16 protein-coding genes are annotated in these 15,835 nt (G+C 72.5%); 11 read left to right on the top strand and 5 right to left on the bottom strand.

The annotated features are described in order from the left end of the window. Position 1: 1 nt before the first annotated feature. The 3 genes from rsrA to O7597_RS06205 all read left to right on the top strand — a co-directional run bounded on the left by rsrA (position 2) and on the right by O7597_RS06205 (position 1,361). The gene (gene rsrA / locus O7597_RS06215) at positions 2–289 is read left to right on the top strand and encodes a mycothiol system anti-sigma-R factor (RefSeq protein WP_269738149.1); all 288 of its coding nucleotides are present in this window, start codon (positions 2–4) and stop codon (positions 287–289) included. Positions 290–645: 356 nt separating this feature from the next. Continuing rightward, on the top strand, positions 646–861 hold the full coding sequence (locus tag O7597_RS06210) for a biotin/lipoyl-binding carrier protein (RefSeq protein WP_093405215.1): 216 nt from the start codon (positions 646–648) through the stop codon (positions 859–861). Next, on the top strand, positions 858–1,361 hold the full coding sequence (locus O7597_RS06205; protein ID WP_281582227.1) for a GNAT family N-acetyltransferase: 504 nt from the start codon (positions 858–860) through the stop codon (positions 1,359–1,361). The genes O7597_RS06210 and O7597_RS06205 overlap by 4 nt, the downstream gene beginning before the upstream one ends. A 13-nt stretch (positions 1,362–1,374) precedes the next feature. On the opposite strand, the gene O7597_RS06200 is transcribed toward O7597_RS06205, so the two are convergent. Then, complete coding sequence (locus O7597_RS06200) at positions 1,375–1,953, bottom strand: TetR/AcrR family transcriptional regulator (protein WP_281582226.1); 579 nt, start codon at positions 1,951–1,953, stop codon at positions 1,375–1,377. 114 nt (positions 1,954–2,067) lie between these two features. Here O7597_RS06200 and O7597_RS06195 point away from each other — a divergent pair, with 114 nt between their 5' ends. After that, a complete protein-coding gene (locus tag O7597_RS06195; RefSeq protein ID WP_269738146.1) occupies positions 2,068–3,654 on the top strand; it encodes an MDR family MFS transporter in 1,587 nt (528 codons plus the stop codon). 87 nt (positions 3,655–3,741) lie between these two features. Here the strand turns inward: O7597_RS06195 and O7597_RS06190 are convergent, their stop codons facing one another. Beyond that, complete coding sequence (locus O7597_RS06190) at positions 3,742–5,427, bottom strand: tetratricopeptide repeat protein (RefSeq protein ID WP_269738145.1); 1,686 nt, start codon at positions 5,425–5,427, stop codon at positions 3,742–3,744. A gap of 194 nt (positions 5,428–5,621) precedes the next feature. Here O7597_RS06190 and O7597_RS06185 point away from each other — a divergent pair, with 194 nt between their 5' ends. Both O7597_RS06185 and O7597_RS06180 read left to right on the top strand, forming a co-directional pair. Further along, entirely contained in the window at positions 5,622–6,653 is a 1,032-nt protein-coding gene (locus O7597_RS06185) for an SIS domain-containing protein (protein ID WP_281583195.1), read from the top strand. Positions 6,654–6,678: 25 nt separating this feature from the next. Next, positions 6,679–8,226, top strand: a complete 1,548-nt coding sequence (locus O7597_RS06180) for a PAS domain-containing sensor histidine kinase (protein ID WP_281582225.1) — start codon at positions 6,679–6,681, stop codon at positions 8,224–8,226. A gap of 66 nt (positions 8,227–8,292) precedes the next feature. Here the strand turns inward: O7597_RS06180 and O7597_RS06175 are convergent, their stop codons facing one another. Continuing rightward, positions 8,293–9,774, bottom strand: coding sequence for a glycosyltransferase family 39 protein (locus O7597_RS06175; protein WP_281583194.1), 1,482 nt, complete (start codon positions 9,772–9,774; stop codon positions 8,293–8,295). Positions 9,775–10,177: 403 nt separating this feature from the next. On the opposite strand from O7597_RS06175, the gene O7597_RS06170 reads away from it, so the two are divergent. The 4 genes from O7597_RS06170 to O7597_RS06155 all read left to right on the top strand — a co-directional run bounded on the left by O7597_RS06170 (position 10,178) and on the right by O7597_RS06155 (position 13,588). Then, positions 10,178–11,869, top strand: coding sequence for a nitrite/sulfite reductase (locus tag O7597_RS06170; RefSeq protein WP_281582224.1), 1,692 nt, complete (start codon positions 10,178–10,180; stop codon positions 11,867–11,869). Beyond that, on the top strand, positions 11,866–12,027 hold the full coding sequence (locus tag O7597_RS06165) for a hypothetical protein (RefSeq protein WP_269738142.1): 162 nt from the start codon (positions 11,866–11,868) through the stop codon (positions 12,025–12,027). The genes O7597_RS06170 and O7597_RS06165 overlap by 4 nt, the downstream gene beginning before the upstream one ends. Beyond that, positions 12,024–12,788 (top strand): phosphoadenylyl-sulfate reductase, encoded by a 765-nt coding sequence (locus O7597_RS06160; RefSeq protein WP_269738141.1) that lies wholly within the window; start codon positions 12,024–12,026, stop codon positions 12,786–12,788. The genes O7597_RS06165 and O7597_RS06160 overlap by 4 nt, the downstream gene beginning before the upstream one ends. 89 nt (positions 12,789–12,877) lie before the next feature. Further along, positions 12,878–13,588 carry a CbiX/SirB N-terminal domain-containing protein gene (locus O7597_RS06155; RefSeq protein ID WP_281583193.1) on the top strand — a complete coding sequence of 237 codons (711 nt, stop codon included), beginning with the start codon at positions 12,878–12,880 and terminating at the stop codon, positions 13,586–13,588. Between the two features lie 160 nt (positions 13,589–13,748). Here O7597_RS06155 and O7597_RS06150 read toward each other — a convergent pair whose 3' ends face one another. Beyond that, positions 13,749–14,006 carry a WhiB family transcriptional regulator gene (locus tag O7597_RS06150; protein ID WP_007072794.1) on the bottom strand — a complete coding sequence of 86 codons (258 nt, stop codon included), beginning with the start codon at positions 14,004–14,006 and terminating at the stop codon, positions 13,749–13,751. 445 nt (positions 14,007–14,451) lie between these two features. After that, the gene (locus tag O7597_RS06145; protein WP_269738140.1) at positions 14,452–15,396 is read right to left on the bottom strand and encodes a diacylglycerol kinase family protein; all 945 of its coding nucleotides are present in this window, start codon (positions 15,394–15,396) and stop codon (positions 14,452–14,454) included. A 42-nt stretch (positions 15,397–15,438) separates the two neighbouring features. Between O7597_RS06145 and O7597_RS06140 the strand changes: the two genes are divergently transcribed. Then, complete coding sequence (locus O7597_RS06140; RefSeq protein ID WP_281582223.1) at positions 15,439–15,828, top strand: hypothetical protein; 390 nt, start codon at positions 15,439–15,441, stop codon at positions 15,826–15,828. Positions 15,829–15,835: the final 7 nt, after the last annotated feature.

Raw genomic sequence — 15,835 nt, 5'->3', positions numbered from 1 at the left:
CGTGAGCTGTGGAGATCCGCACGAGACGGACTGTCGTGAGGTGCTCGCGGAGGTCTACCTCTACCTCGACCTGGAGTGCGCGCAGGAGCGGCGGACGTTGATCCGGCACCATCTCGACGAGTGCGGCCACTGCCTGCGCGAGTACGGCATCGAGCAAGAGGTCAAGGCGCTGGTGGCCCGCTGCTGCGGCAACGAGTCCGCGCCGGACGAGCTGCGTGAACGGCTGCGGGTACGGATCAGCGAACTCGTCGTCTTCGAGACCACCGAGTCGCGCGAACTGGCCGACTGACACACGCCGGTGCCCGGGTCGATTCCGACCCGGGCACCGTTGCGTCCGTCGTCCGATAGCGGCGGGCAGCCGCCCGCCGGCTCAGGAGTTGGGGCGCTTGCCGTGGTTCGCGGCGCTCTTCTTGCGGGCCTTCTTCTTGCGGGCCTTCTTCGCCATGGTGACCTCCTCGTGATGGCCGGATCGGGCTGCGGACGACCCCCGTCACCGGAGCCGGTCGCCCTCGCCGACGTCGGGTCTGACCCGTTGATGCTAGTGCCGGCGGTACGGGCGGATCGTTGCCGGGGCCGCTCCGCGCCCACCGGCGGTCCGCTCATGATTGGATACGTCGCAGGAGCCGCGAGGAAGGGGCCGCAGAGATGGCCGAGGAGATCCGCGCCGAGATGGTGGCGAACGTCTGGAAGGTCGTCGCGTCGGCCGGGGACACCGTGTCCGAGGGGGACACCCTGGTGATCCTGGAGTCGATGAAGATGGAGATCCCCGTGATCGCCGAGTCCGACGGCGTGGTGCAGCAGCTCGCGGTCAACGAGGGCGACGTGGTGCAGGACGGTGACCTGATCGCGGTGATCGGTTGAGTGGCCTGCTGATCCGTCCGGCCGAGCCGGCCGACTACGCCGGGGTCGCCCGGCTCACCGTCGCGGCCTACGAGGCCGACGGCCAGCTCAAGGGCGAGACCGGCTACGCCGACGTGCTGGCCGACGTCTCCGCCCGGGCGGAGCACGGTGACGTGCTGGTGGCCGTCGACCCGGCGAGCGGTCACCTGCTCGGCTCGGTCACCTTCGTGCTGCCCGGCACCCGGTACGCCGAGATGTGCGCCCCGGGCGAGGCGGAGTTCCGGATGCTGGCGGTGGACCCGACCGCGCAGGGACGGGGAGCCGGCGCGGCGCTCGTCGAGGCGTGTGTCGTGCGCGCGCTCGAGCTGGGCTGCACCGCGGTGACCATCTGCGTACGCGACGGCCACGCCGAGCCGGCCCACCGGCTCTACCGCCGGCGTGGTTTCGTCCGCGAGCCCGACCGGGACTGGAGCCCGTTCCCCGGGGTGGACCTGCTCGCGCTGCGGCTGCCCCTCGGCTAGCCGACGTCGCGGCTCACGGCCGGGCGGGCGGCGCGGCGATCGCGGCGAGCAGTTCGTTGGCGACCTCCAGGGCCACCTGCTTGCGCTCGGCATCGGTGATGTCCGGTGTGCGTACCGCGAACCAGCTGCTGTGCACGGCGAACAGGGCCAGCACGGCACGGAGCTGGGCGCCGGGAGAGTCGTCGCCCTGGCAGACGGCGGTGGCTAACCGGAACATCCGTCCGCGCAGTTCCCGGCCGGCGGACAGGCTCTTCAGCGCCGTCTGGTTCTGCTCGAAGAACCGCATCACCGAGGGCTGTTCGCCGCTGAACATGGCGTCGGCGTACCGCTCGATGACGGCTCTGCGGGTGGCCAGCGTGGCCGGCTGGCTCTCGGCCCAGGCGATCAGCGCGTCCATCCGCTCCAGCCGGTCCTCCACCACGCTGGAGACGATCTCGTCCTTGCTCTTGAAGTGGTAGTAGAGCGCGGCCTTGGTCACCCCGAGCCGCTCGGCCACCTCGCGCAGGGACGTCGCCTCGTAGCCCTGCTCGGTGAAGAGCTCCAGCGCCACGGCCTTGATCCGCTCGCGGGTGCCGCCTGTGCTCTGACTCACCCCTACCTACCAATCCGGTTGACCGTCGTTACCTGTCCAACTTACCGTCCGGCTAGTAAGGTAACTAGCCGGGCGGCAAGTAAGTGCGCCGCATCTCGGGGGGAGAGCTTACCGATGGCCCAGCAGAACCAGACCGCCGTGCGACCCAATGTCCGGGTCGTGCTCTTCGGTCTGATGATCGCCATGATGCTGGCGATGCTCGACAACATGATCGTCAGCACCGCGTTGCCGCGCATCGTGGGCGAGTTCGGCGGGCTCAACCACTTCACCTGGGTGGTGACCGCGTACGTGCTGGGCACCACCGTCTCCACTCCGATCTGGGGCAAGCTCGGCGACCTCTACGGCCGTAAGGCGGTCTTCCTCACCGCCGTGGTGATCTTCCTGGTCGGTTCCGCGCTGTGCGGCATGGCCGGTTCGGGCTTCCTCGGCGGCGCCGACGACGGCATGGTCCAGCTGATCGCCTTCCGGGCCGTCCAGGGTCTGGGCGCCGGTGGCCTGATGGTCGGCGTCATGGCGATCATCGGCGACCTGGTGCCACCCCGCGAGCGCGGCCGCTACCAGGGGATGATCGCCGGGATCATGGCGATCGCGATGGTCGCCGGCCCGCTGGTCGGCGGCTTCATCACCGATCACCTCTCCTGGCGCTGGGCCTTCTACGTCAACCTGCCCCTCGGCGGTGTGGCGCTGGTGCTGCTGATCGCCACCATGCACCTGCCCAAGTACCGCACCGAGCACCGCATCGACTGGGTCGGTGCGGCCCTGCTGTCGATCGGCATCACCGGCATCGTGCTGATCACCACCTGGGGCGGCAACGAGTACGCCTGGGCCAGCCCGCAGATCCTCGGCCTCGCCGTACTGGCCGTCGCGGCGCTCGTGGTGTTCGGGTTCGTCGAGCGGCGGGTCCCCGAGCCGATCCTGCCGCTGCGGCTCTTCGCCAACCGGAACTTCGCCCTCATCTCGGTGATCGGCTTCCTGCTCGGCTTCGCGATGTTCGGCGCGATGAACTTCCTGCCCCTGTACCAGCAGACCGTGCAGGGCGCCTCGGCCACCAACTCCGGCCTGCTGCTGCTGCCGCTGATGTTCGGCATGCTGGTGGTCTCGCTGGTCGTCGGCCGGGCGATCACCCGGACCGGGCGGTACCGGGTCTTCCCGATCGTCGGCGGCGTGGTGATGACCGCCGGGCTCGCCCTGCTGAGCCTGCTGGCGGTGGACACCAGCAAGGTCCAGTCGTCGCTCTACATGCTCGTGCTCGGTGCCGGCATGGGCTTCCTCATGCAGACCTCGATGCTGATCGCGCAGAACAGCGTCGCCCAGAAGGATCTGGGGGCGGCCAGTGGCGCGGCCACCTTCTTCCGCTCCATCGGCGGGTCGTTCGGCATCTCCCTGTTCGGCGCCATCTTCGCCAACCGGCTGGCCGGCTCGGCCGCCGGTGGCGCGTTCAGCGGTGGCGGCGAGGCCGGCGCGGCGATGAACATCGAGCAGTTGCGGGAACTGCCGGCGCAGGCCCGCGAGGTGGTGCTCGGCGGTCTCGCCGACGCGATCTCGCACGTGTTCCTCTGGGCGGTGCTCTTCGCCGCGGTGGTTCCGGTGCTGGCCTGGTTCATCCGGGAGATTCCGCTGCGCACCAGCAACGAGCCGGAGCCGGACGCGAGTCGGCAGGAGCAGGCCGAGACCGAGTTGGCCCGGGCGCCGGCTGTCTGACGGCGACCAGGGACCGTCGGGGCGCGTCCGGGAGGCGCGTCCCGGCGGCGGACGTCCCCGCCGGGGGTGTCACCCGCCCGCGACTCGTCACACCGATCGACGGAGCAGTCGGCGCAGCAGGGCCCGCAGTGCCCGGGTGGTGCCACGGCGCTTGCGGGCGGTCACTCCGGCCAGCGTCCGCGCGGTGGCGATGGTCTCCGGATCGAGGTCTGGGGTGGCCAGCGCCAGATGTGCCAGCGAGGCCGCGTTGGGCACCGGATGGTGCCGGACCGCCGTGGCCACCGCCGCCAGCCGCTCGGTGACCAGCGCGGCCACGTCGGTGCGGACCGACGGATCGACCCAGGCGGCGGTCACCAGGGCGAACAGGGCCGCCTCGGCGACCTCCGGCACCTCGTGCGCCAGCTCCACGAGTACCCGTCGCCGGGTGGATTCGGGCCACGGCTCATCGGTGCGGTGGTGCAGCAGCCCGAGGCAGGTCCAGACCTGCACGCAGCGCACCCACAGCGCCGGGTCCTGACCGGCGAGCACCCGCCCGAGCGCGGTCTGCGGCGTCTCGGGCGGATGGGCCAGCAGGCCGAGCAGGTCGGCCAGGTCGAGCGTGGCCAGGCCGACCGCCGCGTCGTAGGCCGCCGGTGGGTGCGGCCAGGCGGGGTGGGCGAGTTGGCGCAGGCGGCGGGCGGCCTCCGCGGACGGCGGCGACGTGGGACGCGACGCCATCGTCGGCTCCGACCCGTCGACGGGCAGGGTGCCGGCTCGCCCGAGCGTCGCGGCGGTCCCGGTCGCCGGTGGTGCCGGCGTCACCTGACCCAGCCAGGGACGTCCGCGGCAGCATTCAGCCAGGTCGCCGTGTTCGTGCGAGTCGTCCGGGTGGTCGCGGACGAAGTCCGCCAGCGCCACCAGGTGTCGCACCGCACCATCCCGCTGGAACCGCAGGCGGTGCGCCGTGTGCACCGCGCAGTCGAAGGACGGGTTGCGGGCCAGGGCGCGCTCGATCCACCTGAGCGCCTCCTCGAGCCGGCCGTGGTCGGCCAGGGTGCCGGCGATGTCGGCGTACACCGCGAGGTCGTCCGGGTCGTGCTCGACGGCGCGACGCAACGCGGCGAGCGCCTCCCGGGTCCGGCCGGCGCTGCGTAGCGCGTACCCGAGCCACACCTCGCCCATCTTCGACGGCACCGCCCGTACGCCCCGGCTGGCCCAGCGGACCGCGAGCGGAACCTCCTCCACCCGCCGGGCCAGCGCGGACGCGGTGCCCAGCAGCAGTGCGTGCTCCGGGTGGACGGTGATCGCGTTGCGGGCGAACGTCAGATACGGCGACAGGGCGGCCCGGTTCGGTGGCGCGACCGGGTCGGGCACGGCGGCGCAGACCTGCATCAGCACCCGGGCGGCCTGCTCGGGTCCGAGACGCTCGGCCAGCTCGGGCGAGGTCACCCAGGGCACGCCCGCCCAGTCCGCCCCCGGTGCGTGGGCGGTGGCCGCGACCAGCAGATCGAGGCCCTCGGCCGGTCGGCCGGCGGCGGCGAGCAGGTGTGCCCGGGCGACCACGGCGCCGACGAACGTGTGGTGCTGCAACGGGAACAGGTCGATCCCGCCGTCGCCGCTGGCGGCGGCCAGCCGGGCGAGGGTCTCGTGCACCTCGGGCAGCGTCGGTGCCCGGGCCAGCGCCGCCGCGACGTGCTCGGCGGCATGCGTCAGCTCGCCGGAGTCCAGGGCCCGCCGGGCCAGGATCAGTTCCTCCGTCGCCGGCAGCGCCCGGTCGTCCGTTCCCTCGGCCACGTGGTCCTCTCACTCGTTGGTCCCGGCTGCTCGGTGAGGTCGGGTCAGCGTAGGTGACGAACCCCAGTTTTGGTGATCCACTGCGCACTACTGCTCATTTGATTGCTCAGACCGGATCAAAGATGCAAGACTGAGCAGCAAACGCGCGGATATCGCGCAGGGGAGGAGTTTCCGTGACGCGCCCAGGCAGCGGCATGACCGCCGACATCGACGAGCAGCCGGCCGGCTACGAGCGACTGCTCTCCACCCAGCACGCCACCCCCATCGCCCGGGTGGCCGCGGCCATCGCCGAGCGCCGACCCCGACACGTGGTGTTCACCGCACGCGGCACCTCGGACCACGCCGCGCTGTACGGCGCCTACCTCAGTGAGATCCGCCTCGGCCTGCCCGCCGGCCTGGCCTCGCCGAGCGCGGTCACCCTCTTCGGCGCCCGGCCGGACCTCTCCGACGCCCTGGTGGTCGGGGTCAGTCAGAGCGGCGGATCCCCCGACCTGACGGAGGTGCTCCGGGTAGCCCGCGACTCCGGTGCCCTCACCCTGGCCGTCACCAACGCACCGGACTCCCCGTTGGCGACGACCGCCGAACTCGCCGTCGACATCGCGGCCGGGCACGAGCGGGCGGTGGCGGCCACCAAGACCTACACGGCCGAGCTGCTCGCCCTGCTGATGCTGGTGGAGGGGATCCGGGCCGGTGACGGCGCGCTGCCCGCCGAGGAGCGCCGGGCGCTGGCCGACCTGCCCGAGTTGGCCGCCCGTACCCTCACCGACCCCGTCGCGGCACAGCTCGCGCCGCGCTACCGCTTCGCCGCCCAGATCGTCACCACCGGCCGGGGGTACGCGTACCCGACCGCCCGGGAGGCGGCGCTGAAGCTGATGGAGACGTCGTACCTGCCGGCGCTGGCGTTCTCCGGCGCCGACCTGCTGCACGGCCCGTTGGCCATGACCGACCCGGACGTGCCGGTGCTGGCGGTGGTCGGCTCGGGGCCGGGCGGACGGTCGATGGGCGAGGTGCTGCCCCGGCTCGGCGAGCGCCGCGCCGACGTGGTGGTGGTCGGCTCCGCCACGATCGACGGAGCGACCCGCCTCGCGGTGCCCGAGGTCGATGAGCGGTACGCCCCGCTACTGGACATCCTGCCGTTGCAGCGGCTGGCGCTGGCGCTCGCCCTGACCCGGGGGGAGGATCCGGACGCGCCGCGCGGGTTGAAGAAGGTCACCGCGACGATGTGACGGTCGGCGTGGCACGCTGGTCGGCGTGTCAACGCTGCGCGATCTCGCCGAGGAGCACACCCGCCTGCGCCGGGTCGACATCGACCACCTGCACCGCATCGCCGGTGACTGGCAGTTGCTGTCCGACCTCTCCTTCGCCGACCTGCTGCTCTGGGTTCCGGTCGACGGTGAGGGCAGCTTCCTCTGCGTGGCCCAGGTGCGCCCGACCACCGCGCCCACCGCGTACCAGGACGATCAGGTGGGGCGGATCGTCGGCGGCCCGGAGGTGGCGCACCTGGAGGTCGCCTACGGGCAGGGGCGCATCTGGCGGGAGGGCGACCCGGTCTGGTACGGCGACGTGCCCGCCCGGCACGAGGCGATCCCGGTCCGGCTGCGTACGGCCGACGGTGAGTCCGGCGAGGTGATCGCCGTGGTGGGCCGGGACACCAACCTCTCCACCGCGCGTACCCCCAGCCAGTTGGAGCTCAACTACCTGACCACCGCCGACGACCTGGCGCAGATGATCGCCGACGGCACCTTCCCACCGCCCCGGCACCCGGGCGAGACCACCTCGGCACCCCGGGTCGGTGACGGGCTGGTGCGGCTGGACGCCGGCGGCAAGGTCACCTACGCCAGCCCCAACGCGCAGTCGGCGTACCGGCGCCTGGGTCACGCCTCACTCCTGGTCGGCGAGGATCTCGCGGCACTGCACCGGCGGCTGGCCGGCGATCCCCTGGACGGCACCGACGCCGCCAACGGCATCCTCGCCGCGCTGCGCGGCGAGGCGCCGCCCCGTCGGGAGATCGACGCGCGCGGGGCGACCATGCTCACCCGGGCCCTGCCGCTGATGCCCGCCGGCGTGCCGATCGGTGCGCTGGTGCTGGTCCGCGACATCACCGAGGTCCGCCGACGCGACCGCGCGTTGATCACCAAGGACGCCACCATCCGGGAGATCCACCACCGGGTGAAGAACAACCTGCAGACGGTGGCGGCGCTGCTGCGCCTCCAGGCCCGCCGGGTGGCCATGCCGGAGGCGCGGGTGGCACTGGAGGAGTCGGTACGCCGGGTGGCGTCGATCGCGCTGGTGCACGAGACGCTCGCCATGTCCAGCGACGAGGCGGTGGAGTTCGACGGCATCGTCGACCGGGTGGCGAACGCGGCGACCGAGGTGGCGGCGACCGAGGTGAGCGTCGCGATGCGCCGTACCGGCACCTTCGGCGTGCTGCCGGCGGAGATCGCCACCTCGCTGGTGATGGTCCTCAACGAGCTGCTGCTCAACGCCGTCGAACACGGCTTCCCGCCGGCCGACGACGACGCGCCGGCGCCCGCCGGCCCGCCCAAGCCCGAGGTGGTGGTCTCGGCACACCGGCTCCGCCGGGTGCTCAACGTCACCGTGACGGACAACGGCCGGGGCCTGCCGGCGGGATTCGACGCCGAGGGCGGCGCCAAGCTCGGGTTGCAGATCGTCCGGGCGCTCGTCACCGGAGAGCTGCGCGGCACCATCGAGTTGCGTCCCGGCACTGACGGCGGCACGGAGGCCTTCCTGGCCCTTCCGTTGGCCCGCAGCGCCCCCGAGGGCCGCAGCGGCGGGTGACCCCTGCCCGCCGCCCGACGGTTCCGGTGCCGATGAGTCACCTGTCGGGAGCGGGGGAGTGGATGCTCAGCCGCGTCGGGTGAGCAGCGCGAGCGTGATGCCGGGGCGTGGCCACACCCGGGCCACCGCGAAGCGGTCGCGGAGCGCGTCGCCCTTGGCGCCGGGCACGGCGGCCAGTGGCTCGGCTCGTCGTCCGGCCAGCACCAGCCAGACCCGGTCGACATTGTCCAGGCACTCCGCCGGCCGGCCGCACTCGGTGGCCCACAGGTCACCCCGGCGGTCCTGTCCCTCGACCAGCAGCGCGTCCTGCGGGGTCCGGCCGCCGAGGTGATAGCGCAGGCCGAGGTCGAGAAAGAGCCAGCTGTCGCGCGGCGAGTAGACCACCGCGTCACCGGGCTGCCGATCGCTGCCGACGATCTCGGCCACCGCCCGGTAGTCCACGGTCGCGCTGCGTGGCCACTCGTGGGTGCGGCGTAGCGCGGCCTGGTCGGGCAGGCCGAGCAGGCCGGTCAGCGCCACCACCGCGAGCGCGGCGGGCAGCCGGGCGGAGGCGAGTGCCGCGCCGGCCAGCAGGCAGCCGAAGGGCACCACGAAGACCAGGTAGCGGGGCACCCAGATGGGGACGACCAGCCCGGCGAGAAAGAGCAGCAGCACCGGTACCAGGACGCAGCTCACCGGCAGCAGCCCCCGGCGGCCCGCCCGGGCCGCGCCGAGCGCGGCGAGTCCGAGCAGCACGCCGCCGACCACACCGCTCTGCGTCACCCCGCCGGCCAGCGCCGCCAGGTCGCCGGGCCGGGCGGCGTCCACCCAGTCGAGCTGCCGGGCCCGCTGGCCCTGGGCCACCAGAGCCAGCGGCGCCACCGCCACCGCCACCACCACGGTGGCCAACCAGTACCCGAGCAGCCGGTCCGGCGCCCCGCGCTTCCCGCCACCGCCGGACCCGCCGGCCCGGCCCTCGACGCCGCCACCGGCGGTGGGACCGGTCCGGACACTTCCGGTCAGCACGGCGACCGCGTGGGCGGCGAGCAGGGTGAGGGCCACCAGGTGGGTGAGCCCGAGGGCGATGGTGGCCGCCGCGTAGCCGACCCAGCGCCACCGGCTTGGCCGGCGCAGCGCGTCGACCAGCAGCAGCGTGCTCAGCACCGCGAGCGCGCCGGCCAGGGCGTACGGCCGCGCCTCCTGGCCGTACCGGGAGGTGCCGGGCAGCACCGCGAACAGCAGGCCGGCGAGGGTGCCGACGCGGGTGTCCCACAGCCGGTGTCCGAGTACCGCGATCAGCCCGGCGGTCGCGGCCATGGCCAGGGCGGAGGGCAGGCGCAGGGCGGCCACCGAGTCGCCGGCCACCGCCAGCCAGGCGTGCATGAGCAGGTAGTAGGGGCCGGTGGCGGCGTCGATGGTGCCGGCCAGTCGAAACAGGCCGGCCAGACCTCGGGTCGCCGCACTCCAGGTCGCCAGCTCGTCGCGCCAGGGCTGGGCGGAGTCCAGGCCGGCAAGGGTCGCCAGCAGGGCGACCGTCGCCGGTACCAGCCACACCGGCACCGCGCGCAGCCGCCCGCCGCTGAGCCGGACGCCGATTCCGGCCACCGGAATCGACTTGTCGGACAAATCGCCCACATTGCGAGCCTGCCACACGGTGACGCTCGGGGGGAGCCGGCAGCGACCGCCCGTGATGTGGGATCGCGCACGCGACCATTGGCCGCCCCGGCGGAGGTGTGGCAGCATGACGGTTATGACTGCCGCTGTCGTGCGCCGCTTCGTGGCTCGACGCCACGTTGATTACGGCCGCGTGCGCAGCGCCATCTGTCCGGCTCACTGACGACGCCCGACCATCCCTGCCTCGGGCACGCAGCGCGCCGGCCGTGCAGAGACATCGCTGTCCACGGTCCCTCCGGGAACCGGTCGTCGCGCGCTCAGCCCCACCGAGGCGCAGCAGACAACGGAGGACGCCGCGATGGCAGTCAGCGAGATTCCGGCCCGCCCGCCGCGGGCGCCCCGGCGCCCCCGCGGTGAGGGCCAGTGGGCACTCGGGCATCGAGAGCCGCTCAACCCCAACGAGCGGATCAAGAAGGACGACGATCCGCTGAACGTCCGGGCGCGCATCGAGAACATCTACGCCCACCGTGGCTTCGCCTCGATCGACCCGCAGGACCTGCGCGGGCGGTTCCGGTGGTGGGGCCTGTACACCCAGCGGAAGGCGGGCATCGACGGCGGTCGTACCGCTGTGCTGGAGCCGCACGAGCTGGAAGACGAGTTCTTCATGCTGCGGGTACGCGTCGACGGCGGCCAGCTCGACCTGACCCAGCTGCGCACCATCGCCGAGATCTCGCGGGAGTTCGCCCGGGACACCGCGGACATCACCGACCGGCAGAACATCCAGTACCACTGGATCCGGGTCGAGGACATGCCGGAGATCTGGCGGCGGCTGGAGTCGGTCGGGTTGCAGACCACCGAGGCGTGCGGCGACTGTCCCCGGATCGTGCTGGGCAGCCCGGTGGCCGGGGTGGCCGAGGCCGAGCGGATCGACCCCACCTCCGCCATCGACGAGATCGTCAAGCGGTACGTCGGCGACAAGCAGTTCTCCAACCTGCCGCGCAAGTTCAAGTCCTCGATCTCCTGGCTGGTGGACACCCCGTACGAGGCGAACGACATCGCCTTCCTCGGTGTCGACCACCCGGAGCACGGCCCGGGCTTCGACCTGTGGGTCGGTGGCGGGCTGTCCACCAACCCGATGTTGGCCCAGCGCCTCGGCGTCTGGGTTCCGCTGTCCGAGGTACCCGACGTCTGGGCCGGCGTGGTGGGCATCTTCCGTGACTACGGCTACCGCCGGCTGCGCCACCGCGCCCGGCTGAAGTTCCTGGTGGCCGACTGGGGGGTGGCGAAGTTCCGGGAGGTGCTGGAGAAGGAGTACCTCGGCCGGACGCTGCTCGACGGCCCCGCACCGACACTGCCGGAGCGGCCGATCGACCACATCGGCGTGCACCGGCAGCGCGACGGCCGTAACTACGTCGGCGCCGCTCCGGTGGTCGGGCGGGTCTCCGGCACCCAGCTCGCCCGGCTCGCGGACGTGGTCGAGGCGCACGGCAGCGAGCGGGTGCGCCTGACCCCGTACCAGAAGCTGCTGGTGCTCGACGTGCCGCCGGAGCGGACGGAGTCGCTGGTCGCCGGCCTGCGGGAGATCGGCCTGGAGGCCCAGCCGTCGGCTTGGCGGCGCGGCACCATGGCCTGCACCGGCATCGAGTACTGCAAGCTCGCCATCGTCGAGACCAAGGCGCGTGGCGAGGAACTGGTGGCCCGGTTGGAGCAGCGACTGCGCGACTTCGACGCGGACATCTCCATCCACATCAACGGTTGCCCCAACGCCTGCGCCCGCACCCAGGTCGCCGACATCGGCCTCAAGGGGCAGTTGGTGACCGGGCCGGACGGCCGCCAGGTGGAGGGCTTCCAGGTGCATCTCGGCGGTGGGCTCGGCATGGCCGAGGGTCGCACCGCCGGCTTCGGGCGCAAGCTGCGCGGCCTGAAGACGACCGCCGAGGAGCTGCCCGGGTACGTCGAGCGGCTGGCCGAGCGCTACCTGGCCGGCCGGACCGAGGGTGAGACGTTCGCCAACTGGGTGATTCGGGTCGACGAGGAGGAACTGCGATGAGTGGTGAGACTCGTTCCGTGCCGCTGTACTGCCCGTACTGCGGCGAGGAGGATCTGCGGCCGAGCGAGACCGGGCATGGCGCATGGGAGTGCCACGCCTGTGCGCGGGTCTTCACGGTCCGGTTCAGTGGCCTGCTCTCCCGGGCGGTGACCCGGTGAGCGCCCTGGTCTCCGCCGCCGGCCTGGGCCTGGTCGGCACCACCGCCGTGGCCACCGCCGATCCGTCCCGACGCGACCCGGACGAGCTGCGGGCGCTCGCCGAGCGGGCCGGCCGGGAGCTGGAGGGCGCGCCCGCGCCGGAAATCGCGCGGTGGGCGGCGGAAACCTTCGGGGACCGGTTCTGCGTGACCAGCTCGATGGCCGACGCCGTCCTCGCCCACCTGGTCTCCCGGGTCGCACCCGGGGTGGACGTGGTCTTCCTCGACACCGGGCTGCACTTCCCGGAGACCCTCGCGGTCCGCGACGAGGTGGCCCGCACCCTCCCGGTGAACGTCCGTTCCATCCGGCCACGACTGACCGTCGGTCAACAGGATGGCCAGTACGGACCGCGGCTGTTCAACAGGTCCCCGGACGAATGCTGCCAGCTGCGCAAGGTGGAGCCGCTGGAGCGGGCGCTCACCGACTATGACGCGTGGGCCGCCGGCCTGCGTCGCGACGAGTCGCCGACCCGCGCCAACACGCCGGTGGTCACCTTCGACGCGCGGCGGGGCAAGGTGAAGGTCAATCCGATCGCGGCCTGGACGCAGGCGGACGTCGACGCGTACATCGCGAGGTGGAACGTGCCGGTCAACGAGCTGTTCCGGCGTGGCTACGGCTCGATCGGCTGCTGGCCGTGCACCCGGCGGACCGGAGCCGGTGAGGACCCCCGGGCCGGTCGCTGGGCGATGTTCGAGAAGACCGAGTGCGGGCTGCACGTCTGAGCGGAGGCGCCGGCCCGATCGGGCCGAGCGACCCCCGGCCGGCCGGCGCGCCGGGTTCGGTTGGTGCTTCCGGGCCGGTTGGCGAGCCGCTGCTGCTGGTCGCCCATGGCAGCCGCGATCCGCGCGCGGCCGGCGCGACCAGGGCACTGGCTCGGGCGGTCGCCGCCGCCCGCCCGGGTGCGCCGGTGTTGGCGAGTTGGCTCGACCACACCGAGCCCGGCCCGACCGAGGCGCTACAGGGGCTGGCCGCGGCCGGGCATTCCCGGGCGGTTCTGGTGCCGCTGCTGCTGACCGCCGCGTACCACCGTCGGGTCGACATCCCGGCGGCCGTGGCAGCGGCCCAGCGAGCCGGGCCACCGATCCAGGTGCGGGTCACCGACGTGCTCGGGCCGGTGGGGGGCGAGGTGGACCCGGCGCTGCTGGCCGGGCTGCGGCGACGGCTGGACGAGGCGGAGCCGGGGGCGTGTGACGCTGTGGTGCTGGCTGCCGCGGGAACCAGGGACGCCGCGGCGCGCGGATCTGTCGGCCGGGTGGCCGCCGCGTTGGGCGCGGCCCTGAACCTTCCGGCCCGGGTGTCGTACGCCTCGGCGGCACCGCCGGATGCCGGCGCGGCGGTGACCCGGCTCCGGGCGGCTGGCGCGCGACGGGTGGCCGTCGCCGCCTATTTCCTGGCCCCCGGGCTGTTCCACGATGCGGTGACGGCGTCTGCCCGGGCGGCTGGCGCGATCGCCGTGGCGTCCCCGTTGACCGACGCGCCGGACCTGGTGGACCTGGTCCTCCGTCGAACCACTCCCACCTGACGACTCTGCCGCTCGGGGGCCGTGCAACTTCAGGGTTGTTGCGGCCTCATTTCCCGTCGACCCAGCACTGTCAGAGAAGTTGTGGGGATCATGAGCGGGCAGCAGAACGCCCCGGCGGGCTTGGCCGGCCGGGGCGTCTCGCTTCGTACGTGTGTGGTGGTCAGGCGGAGTGAGCGCGCAGCACCCGGAGGCCGCCGCGACGCTTGACGGCGCGCCGCTCCTCCTCGCTCATCCCGCCCCAGACGCCAGCGTCCTGACCGGATTCCAGTGCCCACTGCAGGCACTGGTCGGTCACGGAGCAGCGCCGGCAGACGGCCTTGGCCTGCTCGACCTGCAGGAGAGCCGGACCGGACGTCCCGATCGGGAAGAACAGCTCCGGGTCCTCGTCGCGGCAGACAGCATGGTGACGCCAGTCCATGGCGGCAACACTCCTCATTCTGGATGGGTGGCAGATGTTGCTTGTTGGTGCTTTTCCTATATGCATCCGCATTGCCGACGGTGACGGTTCGCGTCCGCCATTTCGGCAGTGCGTGAGCAGGCTGTTGGCCCCGGGGGCCTGCTGGAAAAGCTCAACGTGCCGAGCATGTCCAGGCAATGTCCCGGTAACTCAAGTTCGCTTGTGAATACTTTCACGAACTCACGCGATGTCAAGGGTGACGCTCGGAAAAACTCCGGACGGTGAGCAAGCCCACAACCCATTTGTCCGGGTTCCAGATCTCTCCGGCTACCCGTCGTACCACAGTCGAGGATCAATATAGTACAGTCCGCCGAACATTGCTGACATTTCCGGCATCCGTCCCGGGTGTCGCAGTCGTCGCGCCGGGGGTTGCCGCCGACCACCTCACCCCGGTGGTACCGGAGACCTAACAGATTACTCTGAGTGCGGCGGGAACGCTTGTGAATCTGACTTTTTCCCGCTCGCCAAGATAGTCGCCGTCGAGCTGAAACGCCTGCGGACGGCTCGCGACCAGCGTGAACTCGGCCACGTCGTGCAGCCGCAGCACCTGACGACCGCGCGGATCGGGCGTCGGTGAGAAGAATTGCGTCACGGTGCGTGTCGTGCTGGCGACGCCTAGCTGGCGCAGGGCCAGCACGTCGAGCCCCAGGTCGAACGACGCGGCCGGATTCGGGTTGACCTCTCGGTCCCCGACGTACGTCCACGGGGCGGTGTTCTGCACGATGATCGTGGCCAGCTCACCCTCGGTCGCCTCGCCCGGGCGCTCCAACTGGATCGCCGGATGCCGGCGCTCGCTGCCCAGTAGGAACTGCGCGCTGAAGGCGCGGAAATAGAGCGAGGGGGAGGAGACCCGGCCCCGGCGGCGCGCCTCCTCGACCCGGTGGATCACCGACGCGTCGAGCCCGAAGCCGGCACAGAACGTGAAGTAGCGGTCGTCGGCCCGGCCGAGGCCGATCGTGCGGCGCCGGCCCAGCCGCAGTCCCTCCATGATCATGCTGGCGCCTTCCGGCCATTCCCGGGGCAGGCCGAGCGCCCGCGCGAAGACGTTCGTCGAACCGCCCGGCACGGTGGCCAGGGCCGGCAGCCGGTCGGCGGTCGGTTCGGCACCACCGGCGGTGGTCGCGGTCATCAGGCCGTTGACCACCTCGTTCACCGTGCCGTCGCCACCGAGGGTGACCACCGCGTCGACGCCCTCCTCGGCGGCCTCCCGGGCCAGCGTGGTGGCGTGGCCGCGCTGGCGGGTGTACCGCACGGAGAGGTCGACCTCGCTGCGCAGCGCTCGGACGAGGACGTCACGCGCACGCTCACTGGTGGTGGTGGCCTTCGGATTGACCAGCAGGACGGCCCGCATGGGCGGCACAATACCCCGCACCGCCACCGGTATCGTGACCGCGTGACCATCGACTCCGACCCGGCCCCCGTCACGCTGCGTTGGGCGGTCCGGCTACTGCGCGGCCAGGCGGTCGCCGTCGGGCTGGTCGCCGCCTGGCTGATCTTCGCGGATCTGACCGCCACCACCACCGACCTGACGTCGGCGCTGTTGGTGACGGCCTTCGCCATCGGTGTCGCGGCCGCCCTCTGGGCGCTGGGCGGCGCACTGCTGCGCCGGCGGGCCGGTGCCCGCGCGCCGGCCATCGTGCTTCAGCTCATGCTGTTGCCGATCGGCTGGTTCATGATCCAGGGCGGGCTCGGCTGGCTCGGCGTGCCGCTGATCGCGCTCGGCGTCGGCGTCACCTGGTTGCTGGTGAGCCCGCCGACCACCCGCGCTCTGGGCTTCGAGTGACCTGACC

It is taken from the genome of Verrucosispora sp. WMMC514 (assembly GCF_027497295.1).
GTDB lineage: Bacteria > Actinomycetota > Actinomycetes > Mycobacteriales > Micromonosporaceae > Micromonospora > Micromonospora palythoicola.
Note: the sequence above shows the minus strand (reverse complement) of the source record. Positions and strands in the feature narration are given on the sequence as shown.